Here is a 14,085-nt window from a genome sequence, read left to right as displayed (position 1 = left end):
TCTCAACCATAAACTCTCCTTGCTTAATCTTCTAAAAAAACTCAGTATGATTGTCATAAAATACCACTAAAAAATGATTAGAATTATAGATAATATTTCAAATGATTTTTGCAAAAATAGAATAATCACTTTCTTTAAAATTACGTTAATCAAAAGAAGAACATTAAGATGACGAAAGACAAATGGAGCGGTATTGAGGAAGTTGTCGCTCTAAACAAAGCAGGGTCTTTTTCCGGAGCGGCAAAACTGCTTGGCGTTTCAACCTCAAATATCAGTCGCACAATTGCCAATTTAGAAGCGCGTCTAGGGATTGTCTTATTTTTACGCAATACCCGTAAAGTTTCTCCAACCCCTGAGGGAAAAGCGCTCATTGAACGCTTTCATGATATTATCCATGAACGTGATGAAATTATCGCCTCCATCTCCACTTCTGAAACGCCTGCTGGAATCATAAAATTAACCTGCCCTATCATCATGGGAGAACGTATTATCCTGCCAATTTGTATGAAATTCGCAGATAAATATCCTCAAATCTCTTTCGATATCTCCTTTGAGAATAAGGTTATAAATCTTATTGAGAACAGTGTTAATCTAGCTATTAGAACAGGAAATCTTCCAGATTCAGGGCTAATTGCATTCCGAATAGCCTCTCGTCCTCTCAGACTTTGCGCAAGCCCTGACTATTTTAAACGTCACGCCAAACCTAAATCTTTAGAAGACTTAACACAGCATCGCTGTATTCAAACGGGTGGGAATTGGCGTTTTAATGACAAAGGGGAAGAATTTATTTTTAAACCTCAAGGAGACTGGAAACTTAATAGCGGAAATGCCGTCCTAGAAGCTGCGTTAAACGGAAAAGGCATCTGCCAATTACCTTCCTTTTACGTCAATAAGGATATTTCAATCGGAAATTTAGAGGCTATTTTAGAAGAATTTTCTCCACCAGCAGAACCTATTTGGGGCGTGCTTCCCCATAAGCATCATATCCCAAAAAGAGTTCATCTCTTTATAGAGATGTTAAAAACCGAAATGCCTCATTTTTTGAATGCTCAGAAAGAGAAATATTCCCCCAGCTAAATATCCTTAACGCAATTTAATAAAGACTATCTTCTTCGATCCTATTCCCCTATTTTGCTAAATTCATCTTTATTCTTACCGTCTTAAAGTTATTTAAAAATGTTATCGCCGCTTATCCTCAGCCTTTGCACCTTCATAACAACGGCAACAATTCTAAGTATTGCTCCAGGGCCAGAACTCATTTTAACGCTGACTGTGGCAACCTCTGCGGCCCGAAAAATCGGAAAATGGATTGTCATCGGTGTTGCCCTTGGCATGTCTCTTTGGGCTATTGCAACACCTCTCGGCCTGAGTGCTATTTTTATTTCCAGCCCAAAAGCTTTTGATTTTTTAAAATGGATTGGCGTTACCTACCTGATTTATTTGGCCTTGCGCCTTCTCTTTGAAGCCTGCAAAAAACCGCATGCGTTCAATGCTGGAAAAATGGCAGAACACACAACAACCTCCAAAGCAGATGCTTTCCGTCAAGGTATTTTAAGCGCATTACTAAATCCAAATGTTGCTGTTTTCTTTGTTCTCATGTTCCCAACTTTTATCCCTTCTGGTTATTCACCCAACGAAATAAAAGGAATTTTACTGCTTCAGGGAGCGCTTGAGGTCGTTATTATGACGACATACCTGACCATCGTCCTTCTAGCAGCCATTCCCTTAAAAAAACTCTTGGAAAAAGGACAGGCTTTGCGCCTTTTTTATGGAATTTCAGGGATTGCACTCCTTCTTTGCGCCACCAAACTTTTTGCAACACAGCCACCTGTTTAAGTAAATCCCCTTCTCTTCCCCTTGATGAAATCCAAGAAAGACCTACTTAAAATAGAAGAAAATCGGTCTCTATACCGAAAAGGAAATTTCATGACAGATTCTTTAGAACTTATTGCTTCAAGCGCCGCTTTCGATGGTGAAATCCGCTTTTATAAGCACCACTCAACAGCACTGAATGCCGAGGCAAAATTTTCCGTTTTCCTCCCTCGCCGTGCTTTGAAAGATATGGCAGCACGAAAGAAAGGTATCGATTGCAAAGGCAGAACGCCTTACATCATGGCGCTGGCAGGGCTTACCTCTCATCACAAAACCTTTATTACCAAATCTGGCGCACTTCCTTTTGTAAATCAGCATAATATTGCGCTCGTTTGTCCCGACACATCTCCCCGTAATTGCAATCTGGATAAAGTCGAGGATTGCTGGTGGATCGGTGAAGGCGCAGGCTACTACCTCAATGCGACAAAAGAGCCTTGGTCTAAGCATTATAAAATGTATGACTATATCAGCGAGGAACTCCCCAAGCTGGTTGCGTCTCAATTATGGCTCGATAATGACAGAAAAAGCATTATGGGGCACTCTATGGGAGGCATGGGAGCACTCAATTTTGGTTTAAAAGAACCTGAAAAATGGCTTTCTGTTTCTGCCTTTGCGCCTGCAACAAACCCTTCAAAATGTCAGTGGGGCATAGATGCCGCAAAGCTTTATTTCAATGATCCAGCCGAAGGCAAAGCCTATGATCCGACACATCTTCTCCAAGATGGCCGCCGTCATAACACGCCTATTCTGATTGATCAGGGGAAAGAAGATAAATTCCTGCATGACGGACAGCTTCTTCCTAAGAATTTTCTCAATGTTGCCGATAAAGTGAGCCAATCCGTGATTTTCCGTGCCCATGAGAAATTCGATCACTCTTATTGGTTTATCCAAAGCTTTATCCAAAGCCATATTGAATTCCATTCACTTTACCTGCACAACGATAAGCACTGATCTTTTCAAAAAAATGCTTTATAAAACGCCCCTTTAATTTTCATTAAAGGGGCGTTTTGCACTTCGATCATTTCTTTCGATATAGGGTTCTCATAAATTCAATGACACTATAGACGAGCCTCCCCCTTCATCATCAGGACTTTGAAGCAGCCTCTGGCTCGTGGCGCAGACCAACTGCAATTCTGTTATAAGCGTTGGTGAGGCCGATAGAGAGGGTGAATTTTGCAATTTCATCCCCACTAAACTGCGCTGTCATTTTTTCAAAATCAGCATCCGGCGCATGGGTCTGAGGAAGATGCGTCAAGCTTTCACTCCAGTTTAAAACAGCCTGTTCTTTTGCATTAAAAACATTGCCTGCCTCACGCCATGCGGAAACCAAAAGTAATTTTTCAAAAGAAACACCCTGCTTACGCAGAATATTTGAATGAAGCTCAATGCAAAAAGCACAGCCATTGATTTGAGACGCCCGCAAAGAAGCCAACTCAGCTAAAACAGGATCAACACCTGACTGCATGATATATTCATGCACTTTATAAAGTCTAGCAACACCTTCAGGGATGAGCTTTCCATAATCGATACGCATTTATTCTTTCCTTTTCCATCAGAAGGTTTTGCTTTAGAGTAGATAGGAAAAAGACTTTTGCTTTTTCCACTCTATTCTTCACTATACCATAGGAAAAAAGCTAAATCATGCGTATCGAACAAGATCTTAAACTTGGTTTTAAAGATGTTCTCATCCGCCCTAAACGCTCCACCTTAAAAAGCCGATCCCAAGTGAATCTCTGCCGGCGTTTTACATTCAAACACGCACAAACCGTTTGGGAAGGTGTGCCTATTATTGCGGCAAACATGGATTCCGTTGGCACGTTCAAAATGGCGAAGGCTCTTGCCGAGTTTAAAATTCTTACCGCTATCCATAAACATTATACCGTTGGACAATGGAAAGAGTTCCTTAAAACAGCCTCTGCCGAGGAACAAAATTATTTCATGGTGTCCTGTGGCACGTCTGATGAGGATTTTAAAAAACTCACAGAAATTACAGCGATTTCTGCGGATCTAAAAATGATCTGCATTGATGTCGCCAACGGCTATTCAGAACATTTCGTTGAGTTTGTGAAGAAAACACGCAAACATTTTCCAAAACATGTCATTATTGCTGGAAATGTCGTCACAGGCGAAATGGTCGAGGAACTGGTCCTCGCTGGCGCAGACGTTATTAAAGTCGGAATTGGTCCGGGATCAGTCTGCACCACCCGGGTCAAAACAGGCGTTGGCTATCCCCAGCTTTCCGCTGTGATTGAATGCGCAGATGCCGCCCATGGCCTCAGTGCGCAAATTATTTCTGATGGCGGCTGCACCATTCCGGGCGACCTCGCCAAGGCCTTCGGCGGCGGTGCTGATTTCGTCATGTTGGGCGGTATGCTCGCAGGACATGAAGAATCAGGTGGCGAAATTGTTGAGGAAAACGGCAAAAAATACCGCCTTTTCTACGGTATGAGCTCCGCAACCGCTATGGGAAAACATGCGGGCGGTGTCGCAGAATACCGTGCCTCCGAAGGGAAAACCGTTAAAATCCCGATGAAGGGGAAAGTTGAAGATACGGTTAAAGATTTCCTTGGAGGGCTCCGCTCTGCCTGCACCTATGTCGGCGCAGAAAAGCTTAAGGAACTGACAAAACGCACCACTTTTATCCGTGTTGCCGAACAGGAAAACCGCGTTTTCAACGCTTAATTTTTTTTACTTTGTGCAAATCATAAGAAAACCCCATTTCGCAAGAAATGGGGTTTTCTATTCCTCAAATCTCTTTAAAAGTAAGACATAGATAAAAATACTTCTTTAAGGCTTAAAAAATATTCAATGAGCATTTCTCGAATAAACTCTAAAAAACGGGTTGAGCATCATGGCGAAGTTTTTACGGGACAACGTGAAATAAAAGCCATGGTAAATATGGTTCATGAACAGGCCGAAAGATTAGAAGCACGTTTTTTAGAGCCAGCCTGCGGTGATGGCAATTTTCTTCTTGAAGTTTTAGAACGTAAACTTAACAAAATTTCTAAGACACGCATTCAAAAAGAATGGGAATTTGACGCAATCATGGGATTAGCCTCCCTTTATGGCATCGAAATTCTCTATGATAATGTTGAAACCTGCCGAAAACGCTTAAAAGAGGCTTTTTTTAAAGGCTATCCAAAGAAATTTTTAAAAACATTTTCTGCTGAAAAAAAAGTAAAACTTGAAAAATCCGTTAACTTTATTCTCGAACATAATATCGTACATGGAAATGCCCTCACCTATAAAATGGCAGGAGTGGAAACACCTATTTTCTTTAGCGAATGGACACAGCTTCCAGATTTTCTCATTCAAAGAAAAGAATTTTCATTTAGCCACCTGATTACAAAAAGTGACAGCAGAACCCTTAATCTTTTCTCTGATATTGGCGAAGAGGCTTTTCTCCCTCAAGAGCAACATATTTGGCTTCCTGTTCGCTACGATCAAATTTGGAATGCACCGTTTCTATCTTAAACAAGGATAATTTGAGATGCTGGAAATCGCTGATATTAAAATAGACGCTTGGGACTATGGAAAATCATCCACGGATGTATTGACCTGCCTTGCCAATTTAAGTGCAGATGAAGTCTTTACGCCGCCTAAAATGGCGAATTATATGCTGAATATGCTGCCAAAAGAACTTTTCAGCAGTCCAGAAAGTCGATTTTTAGACCCTTTTTGTAAATCAGGTGTTTTTTACGGGAAATTGCTAAACGTTTAATCCGAGGCCTAAAGCAAGAAATCCCTGACTTACAGGAACGTTTAAATCATATTTTCACCAAACAAATTTTTGGTCTTAGTACAGGCGAATTAACAGGAATGATTTCCAGACGCTCTCTTTACTGCTCCAAAAAAGCAAACGGAGAGTATTCCGCCTGTAATATTTTCACACGGGAGGAAGGAAATATTTTTTACCTTCCCACGCAACATGACTGGAATAAAAAAGGGAAATGCTCTTTTTGTGGCGCCTCACAGAAAAATTACGACCGCTTAGAACAAGGCGGAGAAGACTACGCTTACAGTTTTATCCATAACAATGTCCCAAAAGAACTTTTAGCTATGAAATTCGATGTTATTATTGGCAATCCTCCTTACCAACTCGCCGATGGCGGTTCTGGCAGAAGCGCCTCTCCGATCTACAATAAATTTATTGAAGCCGCAAAACAGCTTAATCCAGCTTATATGTGCTTTATCGTCCCTTCTCGCTGGATGGGGGGTGGTAAAGGCTTAGATAAATTCAGAGAAGAAATGCTTAACGATAAGCGTATTAAAAAACTTGTGGATTACGAACTTTCCTCTGAAGTCTTTCCTGGCGTCGATATTGCTGGTGGTGTCTGCTACTTCCTCTGGGATCGACATTATAAGGGGGATTGTGAATTTGTTTCTATTGCAGGTGAAAAACACTCGACTTCTAACCGCCCACTCAACGAATTCGATATCCTTATCCGCCAGAATCAAGCCGTGCCTATTTTAAGAAAAATCTTAAAAAAACTTGACATGGGCAATGGGCAATGGGCAATGGGCAATGGGCAATGGGCAATGGGCAATGGGCAATGGGCAATGGGCAATGGGCAATGGGCAAAACCATGTCAGCTCAAGTCTCATCTCGCAAGCCCTTCGGACTCAGCACAACAGCACGTCCTCTCGAAATGGGAGATGCGTCATGAGCCAACAGGTTTCAAACTCCCGTCCCTTTGGCCCCAGAACATTTGCCAGACCTGTTGAAACTGTACCAGAAGAAGAAAAACAATCTGATTACATAAATCTCCGCTGGCAAAGTGGCGAGGGACCTTACCCAAGAGAGAAAATTACAGCTGGCCATAAAATAATCAACAAGTATAAAGTAATCACTGGAAGGGCCGCCTTTGACCATGGTGGTATGACGGGAAAGGATGGTAAATATAGAATCTTTTCAAAAATTGATATTTTGCCGCCAGATACAGTTTGCAACGAAACCTATCTTGTCATTGGAGCATATGACACCTTAGAAGAAGCCGAAAATCTTGCCACTTACATGAAAACGAAATTTTTTCGTTTTCTGATTTCTTGCTCCTTAGTATCTCAAGACATTCCGGCTCGTGTTTATAATTTTGTTCCTATCATGGATATGTCTGAACAATGGACAGATGAAAAGCTTTACAAATATTTTAATCTAACGGAGCAACAACAGGAATTTATTGCTTCACGCATTCGGGAATGGCCTTCCGAAGAAAATATGGACGGAGAAGACGCATGAGCAAGTCTCTAGCCCTTCCTCCCCTTTCAAATGCCAATCCTCGCATCTATGCCTATGAAGATAAGCATTATCCAGACCTTCTAAAAATTGGATATACCACTCGAAACGCAGAAGAGCGGATTAAAGAACAATTTCCAATTATTCGACCGGGAGAGAAATCATGGAAAATTGTTTTAGATGAATCTGCGCTTAAAGAGGATGGCTCTGCCTTCACAGATCATACTGTCCATAAAGCGTTGGAAAAATTAGGCATTCAACGAGAAAAAGGCGAATGGTTTCGCGTTTCTAAAGAGGAAGTGAAATCCGTTATTCTTTCCTTAAGAAAAGGAAAAGAAATCGATCTTTCAAGAGACCTTTCTTTTGAAATGCGTCCCGAACAGCAAAAAGCCGTTGAAAAAACAGCCCAATATTTTCAAGAACAATTCAAGCGTAATCCTAACCATGATGCCAAATTCCTCTGGAACGCTAAAATGCGTTTTGGGAAGACCTTTACAGCCTATCAACTCGCTTTAAAAATGGGCTGGAAACGCTTACTCGTCCTAACATTCAAACCTGCTGTCAGCAGTGCGTGGAGAGAAGATTTAGAACGTCATATAGATTTTAAAGGCTGGAAATTTTATAAAGCAGAGGATAACCAAATACCTTCTTTGGGACAAAATCCTTTTGTCTATTTTGCGTCCCTTCAGGATATTTTAGGAAAATCTGACAAAAAAATTAAAGAAAAAAACCGCTGGATTCATGAAATTAACTGGGATTGCGTTATTTTTGATGAATATCACTACGGCGCATGGCGAGATAGCACAAAAGACTTATTCGAAGACGGCGATAAAGAGGAACAAAAAGCAGAAAACCAAATGGAAGAAGCCAAAAGCTTGCCGATTACGTCTAACTTCCGGCTTTATCTCTCAGGTACCCCTTTTCGTGCTATTCAAGGTGGCGAATTTCTCGAAGACCAGATTTTCAACTGGACTTATACCGACGAACAACGTGCAAAAACAGACTGGCCGACTCAATATCCCAGCAAGCATAACCCCTACGCTGCTCTTCCCCGAATGATGCTCATGACCTATGAGCTTCCAAGCGATATTCGTGAAGTTGCTATGGGCGGTGAATTTGATGGCTTTGACTTAAATAAATTTTTTGAAGCTTCTGGTTCTGCTAAAACAGCACATTTTAAACATGAAGCTGAAGTTTTACGCTGGCTGGATGTTATTCGGGGCGTTGCACGCAGGACTGAAATTGACACGTTAAAAACTGAAACCAATGAACGCCCGCAAATGCCTTTTGATAAAGGATATTTTCGAGATGCTATGCGCCACACTTTTTGGTACATGCCAACGGTCTCCGCCTGTGATGCAATGGCAAACCTCTTAAAAGCTCCAGAAAATGCTTTTTGGAACGAGTATAAAGTCATTGTTGCCGCTGGCTCAAAGGCTGGTATGGGGGCTAAAGCTATTGAACCTGTAAAGAAAGCCATGAATGGCGGAAACATACATGGTTCTCCCCAAGATGCTTTAACAACGAAAACAATTACACTTTCCTGTGGAAAGCTCACAACGGGTGTAACCGTAAAACCTTGGGGTGGCATTTTAATGCTGCGGAATTCACAAGGACCGGAAACTTATTTTCAAGCTGCTTTTCGAGTGCAGTCTCCTTGGACACTTCCTGCTGATACACTTTCCTCTCCTGAGATTATCTTAAAAAAACAATGCTACGTTTTCGATTTTGCGCCGAACCGAGCTTTGCGCCAAGTTGTTACCTATTCTAGCCGATTAGATATCAATGAAGTTGGAAGAGAGAAAAACATTGCCGAATTTCTAAACTTTCTACCTGTCATCGCATATGACGGCGCCCGCATGACGCAGATCAATGCTGAAAATATCTTTGATATGGCCGAAGTCGGGACAACAGGAAATCTTCTAGCCCGCAAATGGGAAGATACGCTTTTGGTAAATGTGGATGATTCAACATTACGCCGTGTCCTAGAAAATCAGGATGTTTATGATGCTGTAATGCGGATCGAAGGCTTTCGAGGCTTAGTTTCTGATGAAGGAAATATTTTTGAACAACTTATTTCAAAAAATGAATCTGTCAAAAAACTAAAACAGAAGAATACGCTTGAAGTGCTAGATAAAGCAGAAAAAAACAACTCTCTGATGAAGAAAAAGAATATAAAAACCTGCGAAAACAAGTACAGGAAAAACTCATAAAATTTGCTGCCCGTATTCCTATTTTTATGTATCTCACAGATTTTCGAGAGGAGTATCTTAGAGATATTATTGAACAGCTCGAACCTGGTCTCTTTCGGAAAGTAACAGGATTAAGCATTCCTGATTTTCAGCTCTTAGAAAAAATTGGCCTTTTTAATGGAAGACGCATGAATGATGCTGTTTTTGATTTCAAAAGATATGAAGATTTCAGCCTCGAATATACAGGATTAAAATGTAGCTCCAGCAGAATGATGTTTTTAATGGGATATGATTCTAAAAAACCCAGATTATAAATTTCACATCCCCACCCTAAAAAGGCTGGGGATTTTATCTTTAAAAATCAATGATCTTGGGAAGGGGCTTTTTTAGATTTTTCTGTCTCATTAAAGGCTTCTTCTTCCCTTTTAGCAGAAACTTCATCGTCCCAATTATAGGCGCTGTCAATGACTTTGCGCTCGCCATTTCCTCCCTCTGCGGCATCCATATCCGTGCGCACCCCCCAATATTCCCCTAGCGAAAGAAATTCTAATTCTTCCGCTGGCATTTTGGCTTCGGCCGCTGGAATAGGATCATCTAGGTCTTTGGGTGGCGAAGCTACTTTAGGCGCAGCCCCTAACGCATTCCCTGCCCAGACACCACAGACCAAAAAGAGCATGACACTCTTTGAGGCCTTTTTTAGAAGCGCTCTCACGATTTTGGAGAAACCCGCTCTAAGGCTATACCGGGATAGAACCAACCACGCAGCCCTTCAAAAAAACCATTTGGAGAGAGATTGTGCATCCAAGAAGACGAAATTTCCGGCATTGCGCCCGGATCGATACGGATTGGCCCACGGGCAACAGCGCCTGCGCCAAAAAGCGTAAAAATAAAGACAGCCAAGGCAAAGCACCAGCCCCATGTTTTCGCCGATTTTGGATTTTTCCAATAGCCAATGCGCAAAAAGAAGGTCACGACAAAAAAGAAAAAGCTTGTAAATACGAAAAAGCCAACATGTTCCCAAGAGATAAACTTTTGGAACGTTGAAGCAATCCCCAAGCTTATCCATACGGTCACGGAGAAACAGAGTAAACCACCTGCTAAAATCAATCTTTGAATAGATTGTTCAATGGACTTTGAAACAGAATGAAGCGCATTTTTATTTTGGAGATGCTTCTCAGCAATGCCTTCCAGCCCTTTTGTCAGAAAATCGCCTGCCTCTACCAAGGAAGGATCCGACAACTCCTTAATCGGTTCGCCACTGCCATGAATAAAGGTGAAATATTCCCAAACACGACCCAGCGTAATGACGGCAAGCCCAATCACACCCCCCGGTACAACCAATAAAAAGGCCAATAAGGTGGCTTTTCCCTGCGAAAGATGTGGCGTGCTGAACAAAATTACGGAAACCAATGCCAAAATAGAAAAAAGGCCGATGCACCAAGAAAGCAACGTAATTGCATTTCTTCTGACTTCCCTCAATTCCCGCATTTGGATAGCGATTTGCGCTAATCCTTGAGAATATTCAAAGGCCTTTTCTTCTTTTGTCTGCGTTAGCGGGGTTTCAATCCCCTTGATTTTACCCTCAATAAATTCGAGATCAGAGGTTGCTTTCCTCTCTGAAAGTAAATGGAAAAACTGAAATTCATCTTTGGATAAGGCTTCCTGAAAAAAGGCTTTTCTTTCATCCTCATCCCGTTGAAAACCATCCCAAAAAATGGAAAGAAGCGCCTGTATTCCCTGGTCCGTCAAAAGATAATCTGGCGCTACAGTAGGCTGTGCAGCTTCCTCTTCTGAAAGTTCCTGTTTTTCCTCCTCTAGCGGGGAGAAAGCCTCTACGGCATCTTCTTGAAACTCTGACTGCGCTTCCGCAACGAGCCCCTCTCCAAATTTCTCCTCTGCCTCTTTTTCAGAAAGAACCTCTTCCTCTGAATGCGTTTCCTGTGTGAAGGCTTCAACAGCATCCTCACGAAATTCTGTTTGCGCCTCTTGCACAAGGCCATCGCCAAAAATTTCTGCAGCTTCCTCTTCTGAAAGTTCCCGTTTTTTCTCCTCTGGCGCAGAAAAAGCCTCCACGGCATCTTCTTGAAATTCTGCTTGTGCTTCCTCTGTCAAAGAATCGCCAAATTTTTCCTTGGCTTCTGTCTCTGAAAGAACCTGCTCTTCTAAGGGAGATTCTGTTTTGGTTGGAGAAGAGTCAGTCACGCTTGGTCTCCCTTTTCTTTCTGTCTAAGACGTCTGAGTTCATAAAAAATACGGTGGCAGGCTTTTGTGTCAGCCATAGCATCATGCGCCCCGTCAATCTCTTCTTTAAAGAAAAAACGATAAGCCTCAGCCAAAGAAGGCGCTTTAGGTTCGTCAATACCAGCGTTGAGCATCCTTTGGGTAGGGGGCAGATTTAAAATTTTTTTAGAAAGATTCATGGTGCAAAAACGTTGTTCCGGCAAGGACCAGGCATTTTTTTTCACACGGTGGAATAACGTCTCAATCGCTGAAATATCAAAGGCAATATTATGCCCAACGATGGCAAACGCATTCGAGGCCAAATTATAAAAAATCTCTGCGGCGACCTCTTCTCTCACGCCATAACGATGTGTTTGCTCTTCTGTAATCCCGTGGACTTGCGCAGCCTGATAAGGAATGCGCCAACCATCCGCACGGATAAGCACGTTCAAGGCGGATTGCACTTCTCCCTCTTTTGAGCAAAGCAAAGCGGCTATCTGAACGCAATGTGGCTGTGCAGGATCACCTATAGGAAGGTCTTTACGAACAAATCCTGTCGTTTCTGTATCAAAAAATAAAACAGCCTCTTTTGCCGACATGCTCATTTACAATCCCTTAACCATTTTTACAGTTTTACAATAAAGCATAATTTGCAAACCACGCTTAAAAAGATAAAGCGTCTCTCTTGGACTAAAGACAAAAACTGTTTTAATAAAGTCTTTATCATTAAATAATCTCGACTTTATAGAAAAGGAAAATTTTATGGGAACTGGCATGATTATCGGAACAACCGCAATTGCCATGGTTCTGGGCTTTGGCTTTGGATGGGCGCTTTTAAAACTTCTTCCTAAAAAGGAAAAATAATCCGTAAATCAAACTGGCTTAAAAAAAATTTAAAATTTTTCCAGATTTTTCATAGGCTGCTTCCTCTTTTTGATATAGATGGATTGCTTTTAAAATCGCTTTTTTTATACGGACAATTTGAAAAATTGACTGGCTTTCTAAAACCCTCTCATCATAGAGGAATGTCTGAAAATAAAGGTAATAACTCGGCCGTACGAGACTAAAAACCGCCCCGCCCCCGACCAATAAAAAAGGCGCTGTCAGTCCTAAAATCGTCAAAAATCCAACAGGGCCCTTCCCAATAAAACCTTCGCCCATAGCAAGGGCTGGCAAAAGGAGCAAAGCGGAAATAATAATCCTTGTCCAAACAAAGCGAACCGTTTCCCGCTGAAGATAAACTTTTCTAATCTCTCTAATCGGATAAAATTTATCCAGCGTTAAGACCCCCCGCCCGGTCACTTTAACAAGATCATCTTTATAAAATATTTCTTCCGCTTCCTTCTCTGTTAAAAGAGAAGATGCGCCTTCTAAGTCAGCCATTGTTATAAATTTTGAATAATCGCTTGAGAAAATTCAAAGGTTTTCGCCGTTCCACCCAAATCACCTGTCCGGATATTGCTTGCCAATGTTTTATCAATGGCTTTGCGCAAGGCATGTGCTTTTTCAACTTCACCAACATGTTCCAGCATCAATCCTCCAGCAAGCATCAAGGCAACAGGATTAGCGCAGGATTTTCCAACCAAATCAGGGGCAGAGCCATGAACGGCCTCAAACATAGCCATTTTTTCTCCAATATTTGCGCCCGGTGCTAATCCAAGCCCACCGATCAAACCCGAAATCTGATCAGACAAAATATCTCCAAACAAATTAGTTGTTACAATCACATCAAATTGCAAAGGATCTAAGCAAAGCTGCATCGCACAGGCATCAACAATCCGCTCATCGCAAGCTACCCTGCCAGAATATTCCTTTGCCACTTCACGGCCAATTTCAAGAAACATACCGCACATTAATTTTACAATATTGGCTTTATGCACAAGCGTCACTTTTTTACGTCCGTTTTTTAACGCATATTCAAACGCATAGCGCACAATACGCCGACACTCTTTTTTTGTGACATAACCTGCTGCGAGCGCCATTCCCTCTGGATCATTATCTTGTGGCAGATAATATTCCCGAGCCGCATAATATCCCTCAATATTCTCACGGATTAACACAATATCGAGATGATCATAGCGTGCTAAATCAGGGCGTGGGACAAGTGTTCTGGCTGGGCGCACATTCGCAAAAAGATCAAATTCCTGACGCAAGGTCACGTTAATGGAACGAAAACCTTTACCGCTTTGCGTTGTTAAAGGCCCTTTTAAAGAAAGACCTGTTCTACGCAGACTTTTAAGCGTTTCTTCAGGTAATGGAGAGCCAGATTTTTCCAAAGCAGCCATGCCTGCAATCTGTTCATCCCATTGAAAGGGAGCTTGAAGCGCCTCTAAAACAGAAATTGTTGCCTGTGTAATTTCAGGGCCAATCCCATCACCAGGAATCAGCGTTGCAGGGATTTTTCCATTTAGCGAAGCCATTTGCCTACCTTTCTTCTCTATTTTTTAAAAATAAGCTTGAGAGAAATTCTCTCTCCGTTAGTATGAATAGCTTATTGCGCTCTGACTAGGATATTCTAGAGGAAAAAATTTCGCTAACATATCCTATCAAGCCAAAATGTTCTGCCCT

The 14,085-nt window shown here is 41.8% G+C and carries 12 protein-coding genes and 2 pseudogenes; 8 read left to right on the top strand and 6 right to left on the bottom strand.

The window, feature by feature from the left end; translation table 11 throughout:
* Positions 1–168 precede the first annotated feature (168 nt).
* The 3 genes from FAI40_07960 (at position 169) to fghA (ending at position 2,823) form a co-directional block, all read left to right on the top strand.
* The gene (locus tag FAI40_07960; protein QCE35263.1) at positions 169–1,077 is read left to right on the top strand and encodes a LysR family transcriptional regulator; all 909 of its coding nucleotides are present in this window, start codon (positions 169–171) and stop codon (positions 1,075–1,077) included.
* A 99-nt stretch (positions 1,078–1,176) separates the two neighbouring features.
* Positions 1,177–1,836 carry a LysE family translocator gene (locus FAI40_07955; protein QCE35262.1) on the top strand — a complete coding sequence of 220 codons (660 nt, stop codon included), beginning with the start codon at positions 1,177–1,179 and terminating at the stop codon, positions 1,834–1,836.
* Between the two features lie 24 nt (positions 1,837–1,860).
* Positions 1,861–2,823 carry an S-formylglutathione hydrolase gene (gene fghA, locus FAI40_07950; protein QCE35261.1) on the top strand — a complete coding sequence of 321 codons (963 nt, stop codon included), beginning with the start codon at positions 1,861–1,863 and terminating at the stop codon, positions 2,821–2,823.
* 133 nt (positions 2,824–2,956) lie between these two features.
* Here fghA and FAI40_07945 read toward each other — a convergent pair whose 3' ends face one another.
* The gene (locus tag FAI40_07945; GenBank protein ID QCE35260.1) at positions 2,957–3,406 is read right to left on the bottom strand and encodes a carboxymuconolactone decarboxylase family protein; all 450 of its coding nucleotides are present in this window, start codon (positions 3,404–3,406) and stop codon (positions 2,957–2,959) included.
* A 107-nt stretch (positions 3,407–3,513) separates the two neighbouring features.
* Here FAI40_07945 and FAI40_07940 point away from each other — a divergent pair, with 107 nt between their 5' ends.
* From FAI40_07940 to FAI40_07920, 5 genes and pseudogenes are all read left to right on the top strand, one after another.
* Complete coding sequence (locus tag FAI40_07940) at positions 3,514–4,554, top strand: GMP reductase (protein ID QCE35259.1); 1,041 nt, start codon at positions 3,514–3,516, stop codon at positions 4,552–4,554.
* 126 nt (positions 4,555–4,680) lie between these two features.
* Entirely contained in the window at positions 4,681–5,346 is a 666-nt protein-coding gene (locus FAI40_07935; protein ID QCE35258.1) for an SAM-dependent DNA methyltransferase, read from the top strand.
* A gap of 16 nt (positions 5,347–5,362) precedes the next feature.
* A pseudogene (locus tag FAI40_07930) lies at positions 5,363–6,360 on the top strand (restriction endonuclease).
* 4 nt (positions 6,361–6,364) lie between these two features.
* Positions 6,365–7,108, top strand: a complete 744-nt coding sequence (locus tag FAI40_07925) for a hypothetical protein (protein QCE35257.1) — start codon at positions 6,365–6,367, stop codon at positions 7,106–7,108.
* Positions 7,105–9,611: pseudogene (locus tag FAI40_07920) on the top strand (restriction endonuclease). The gene FAI40_07925 and the pseudogene FAI40_07920 overlap by 4 nt, the downstream one beginning before the upstream one ends.
* A 47-nt stretch (positions 9,612–9,658) precedes the next feature.
* Here FAI40_07920 and FAI40_07915 read toward each other — a convergent pair.
* The 5 genes from FAI40_07915 to FAI40_07895 form a co-directional block, all read right to left on the bottom strand.
* Positions 9,659–9,973 carry a hypothetical protein gene (locus FAI40_07915; protein QCE35256.1) on the bottom strand — a complete coding sequence of 105 codons (315 nt, stop codon included), beginning with the start codon at positions 9,971–9,973 and terminating at the stop codon, positions 9,659–9,661.
* A 32-nt stretch (positions 9,974–10,005) separates the two neighbouring features.
* Complete coding sequence (locus tag FAI40_07910; GenBank protein QCE35255.1) at positions 10,006–11,499, bottom strand: hypothetical protein; 1,494 nt, start codon at positions 11,497–11,499, stop codon at positions 10,006–10,008.
* Entirely contained in the window at positions 11,496–12,116 is a 621-nt protein-coding gene (locus FAI40_07905) for a 3'-5' exonuclease (GenBank protein ID QCE35790.1), read from the bottom strand. Before FAI40_07905 ends, FAI40_07910 begins: the two co-directional genes overlap by 4 nt.
* A 283-nt stretch (positions 12,117–12,399) precedes the next feature.
* The gene (locus tag FAI40_07900; GenBank protein ID QCE35254.1) at positions 12,400–12,900 is read right to left on the bottom strand and encodes a hypothetical protein; all 501 of its coding nucleotides are present in this window, start codon (positions 12,898–12,900) and stop codon (positions 12,400–12,402) included.
* 2 nt (positions 12,901–12,902) lie between these two features.
* On the bottom strand, positions 12,903–13,937 hold the full coding sequence (locus FAI40_07895) for an NAD-dependent isocitrate dehydrogenase (protein QCE35253.1): 1,035 nt from the start codon (positions 13,935–13,937) through the stop codon (positions 12,903–12,905).
* Between the last annotated feature and the right edge of the window lie 148 nt (positions 13,938–14,085).

This window comes from Acetobacteraceae bacterium, from assembly GCA_004843345.1.
Taxonomy (GTDB): Bacteria; Pseudomonadota; Alphaproteobacteria; order Acetobacterales; family Acetobacteraceae.
This window is presented reverse-complemented; position numbering and strand designations above follow the sequence as displayed.

What these genes read in the sequence shown, in the direction of transcription:
- FAI40_07955 (QCE35262.1), top strand. Translation starts at nt 1,177, where the DNA reads ATGTTATCGCCGCTTATCCTCAGCCTTTGCACCTTCATAACAACGGCA.
- FAI40_07905 (QCE35790.1), bottom strand. Translation starts at nt 12,116, where the DNA reads ATGTCGGCAAAAGAGGCTGTTTTATTTTTTGATACAGAAACGACAGGA.
- FAI40_07960 (QCE35263.1), top strand. Translation starts at nt 169, where the DNA reads ATGACGAAAGACAAATGGAGCGGTATTGAGGAAGTTGTCGCTCTAAAC.
- FAI40_07900 (QCE35254.1), bottom strand. Translation starts at nt 12,900, where the DNA reads ATGGCTGACTTAGAAGGCGCATCTTCTCTTTTAACAGAGAAGGAAGCG.
- FAI40_07915 (QCE35256.1), bottom strand. Translation starts at nt 9,973, where the DNA reads ATGCTCTTTTTGGTCTGTGGTGTCTGGGCAGGGAATGCGTTAGGGGCT.
- FAI40_07940 (QCE35259.1), top strand. Translation starts at nt 3,514, where the DNA reads ATGCGTATCGAACAAGATCTTAAACTTGGTTTTAAAGATGTTCTCATC.
- FAI40_07945 (QCE35260.1), bottom strand. Translation starts at nt 3,406, where the DNA reads ATGCGTATCGATTATGGAAAGCTCATCCCTGAAGGTGTTGCTAGACTT.
- FAI40_07935 (QCE35258.1), top strand. Translation starts at nt 4,681, where the DNA reads ATGAGCATTTCTCGAATAAACTCTAAAAAACGGGTTGAGCATCATGGC.
- FAI40_07895 (QCE35253.1), bottom strand. Translation starts at nt 13,937, where the DNA reads ATGGCTTCGCTAAATGGAAAAATCCCTGCAACGCTGATTCCTGGTGAT.
- fghA (QCE35261.1), top strand. Translation starts at nt 1,861, where the DNA reads ATGAAATCCAAGAAAGACCTACTTAAAATAGAAGAAAATCGGTCTCTA.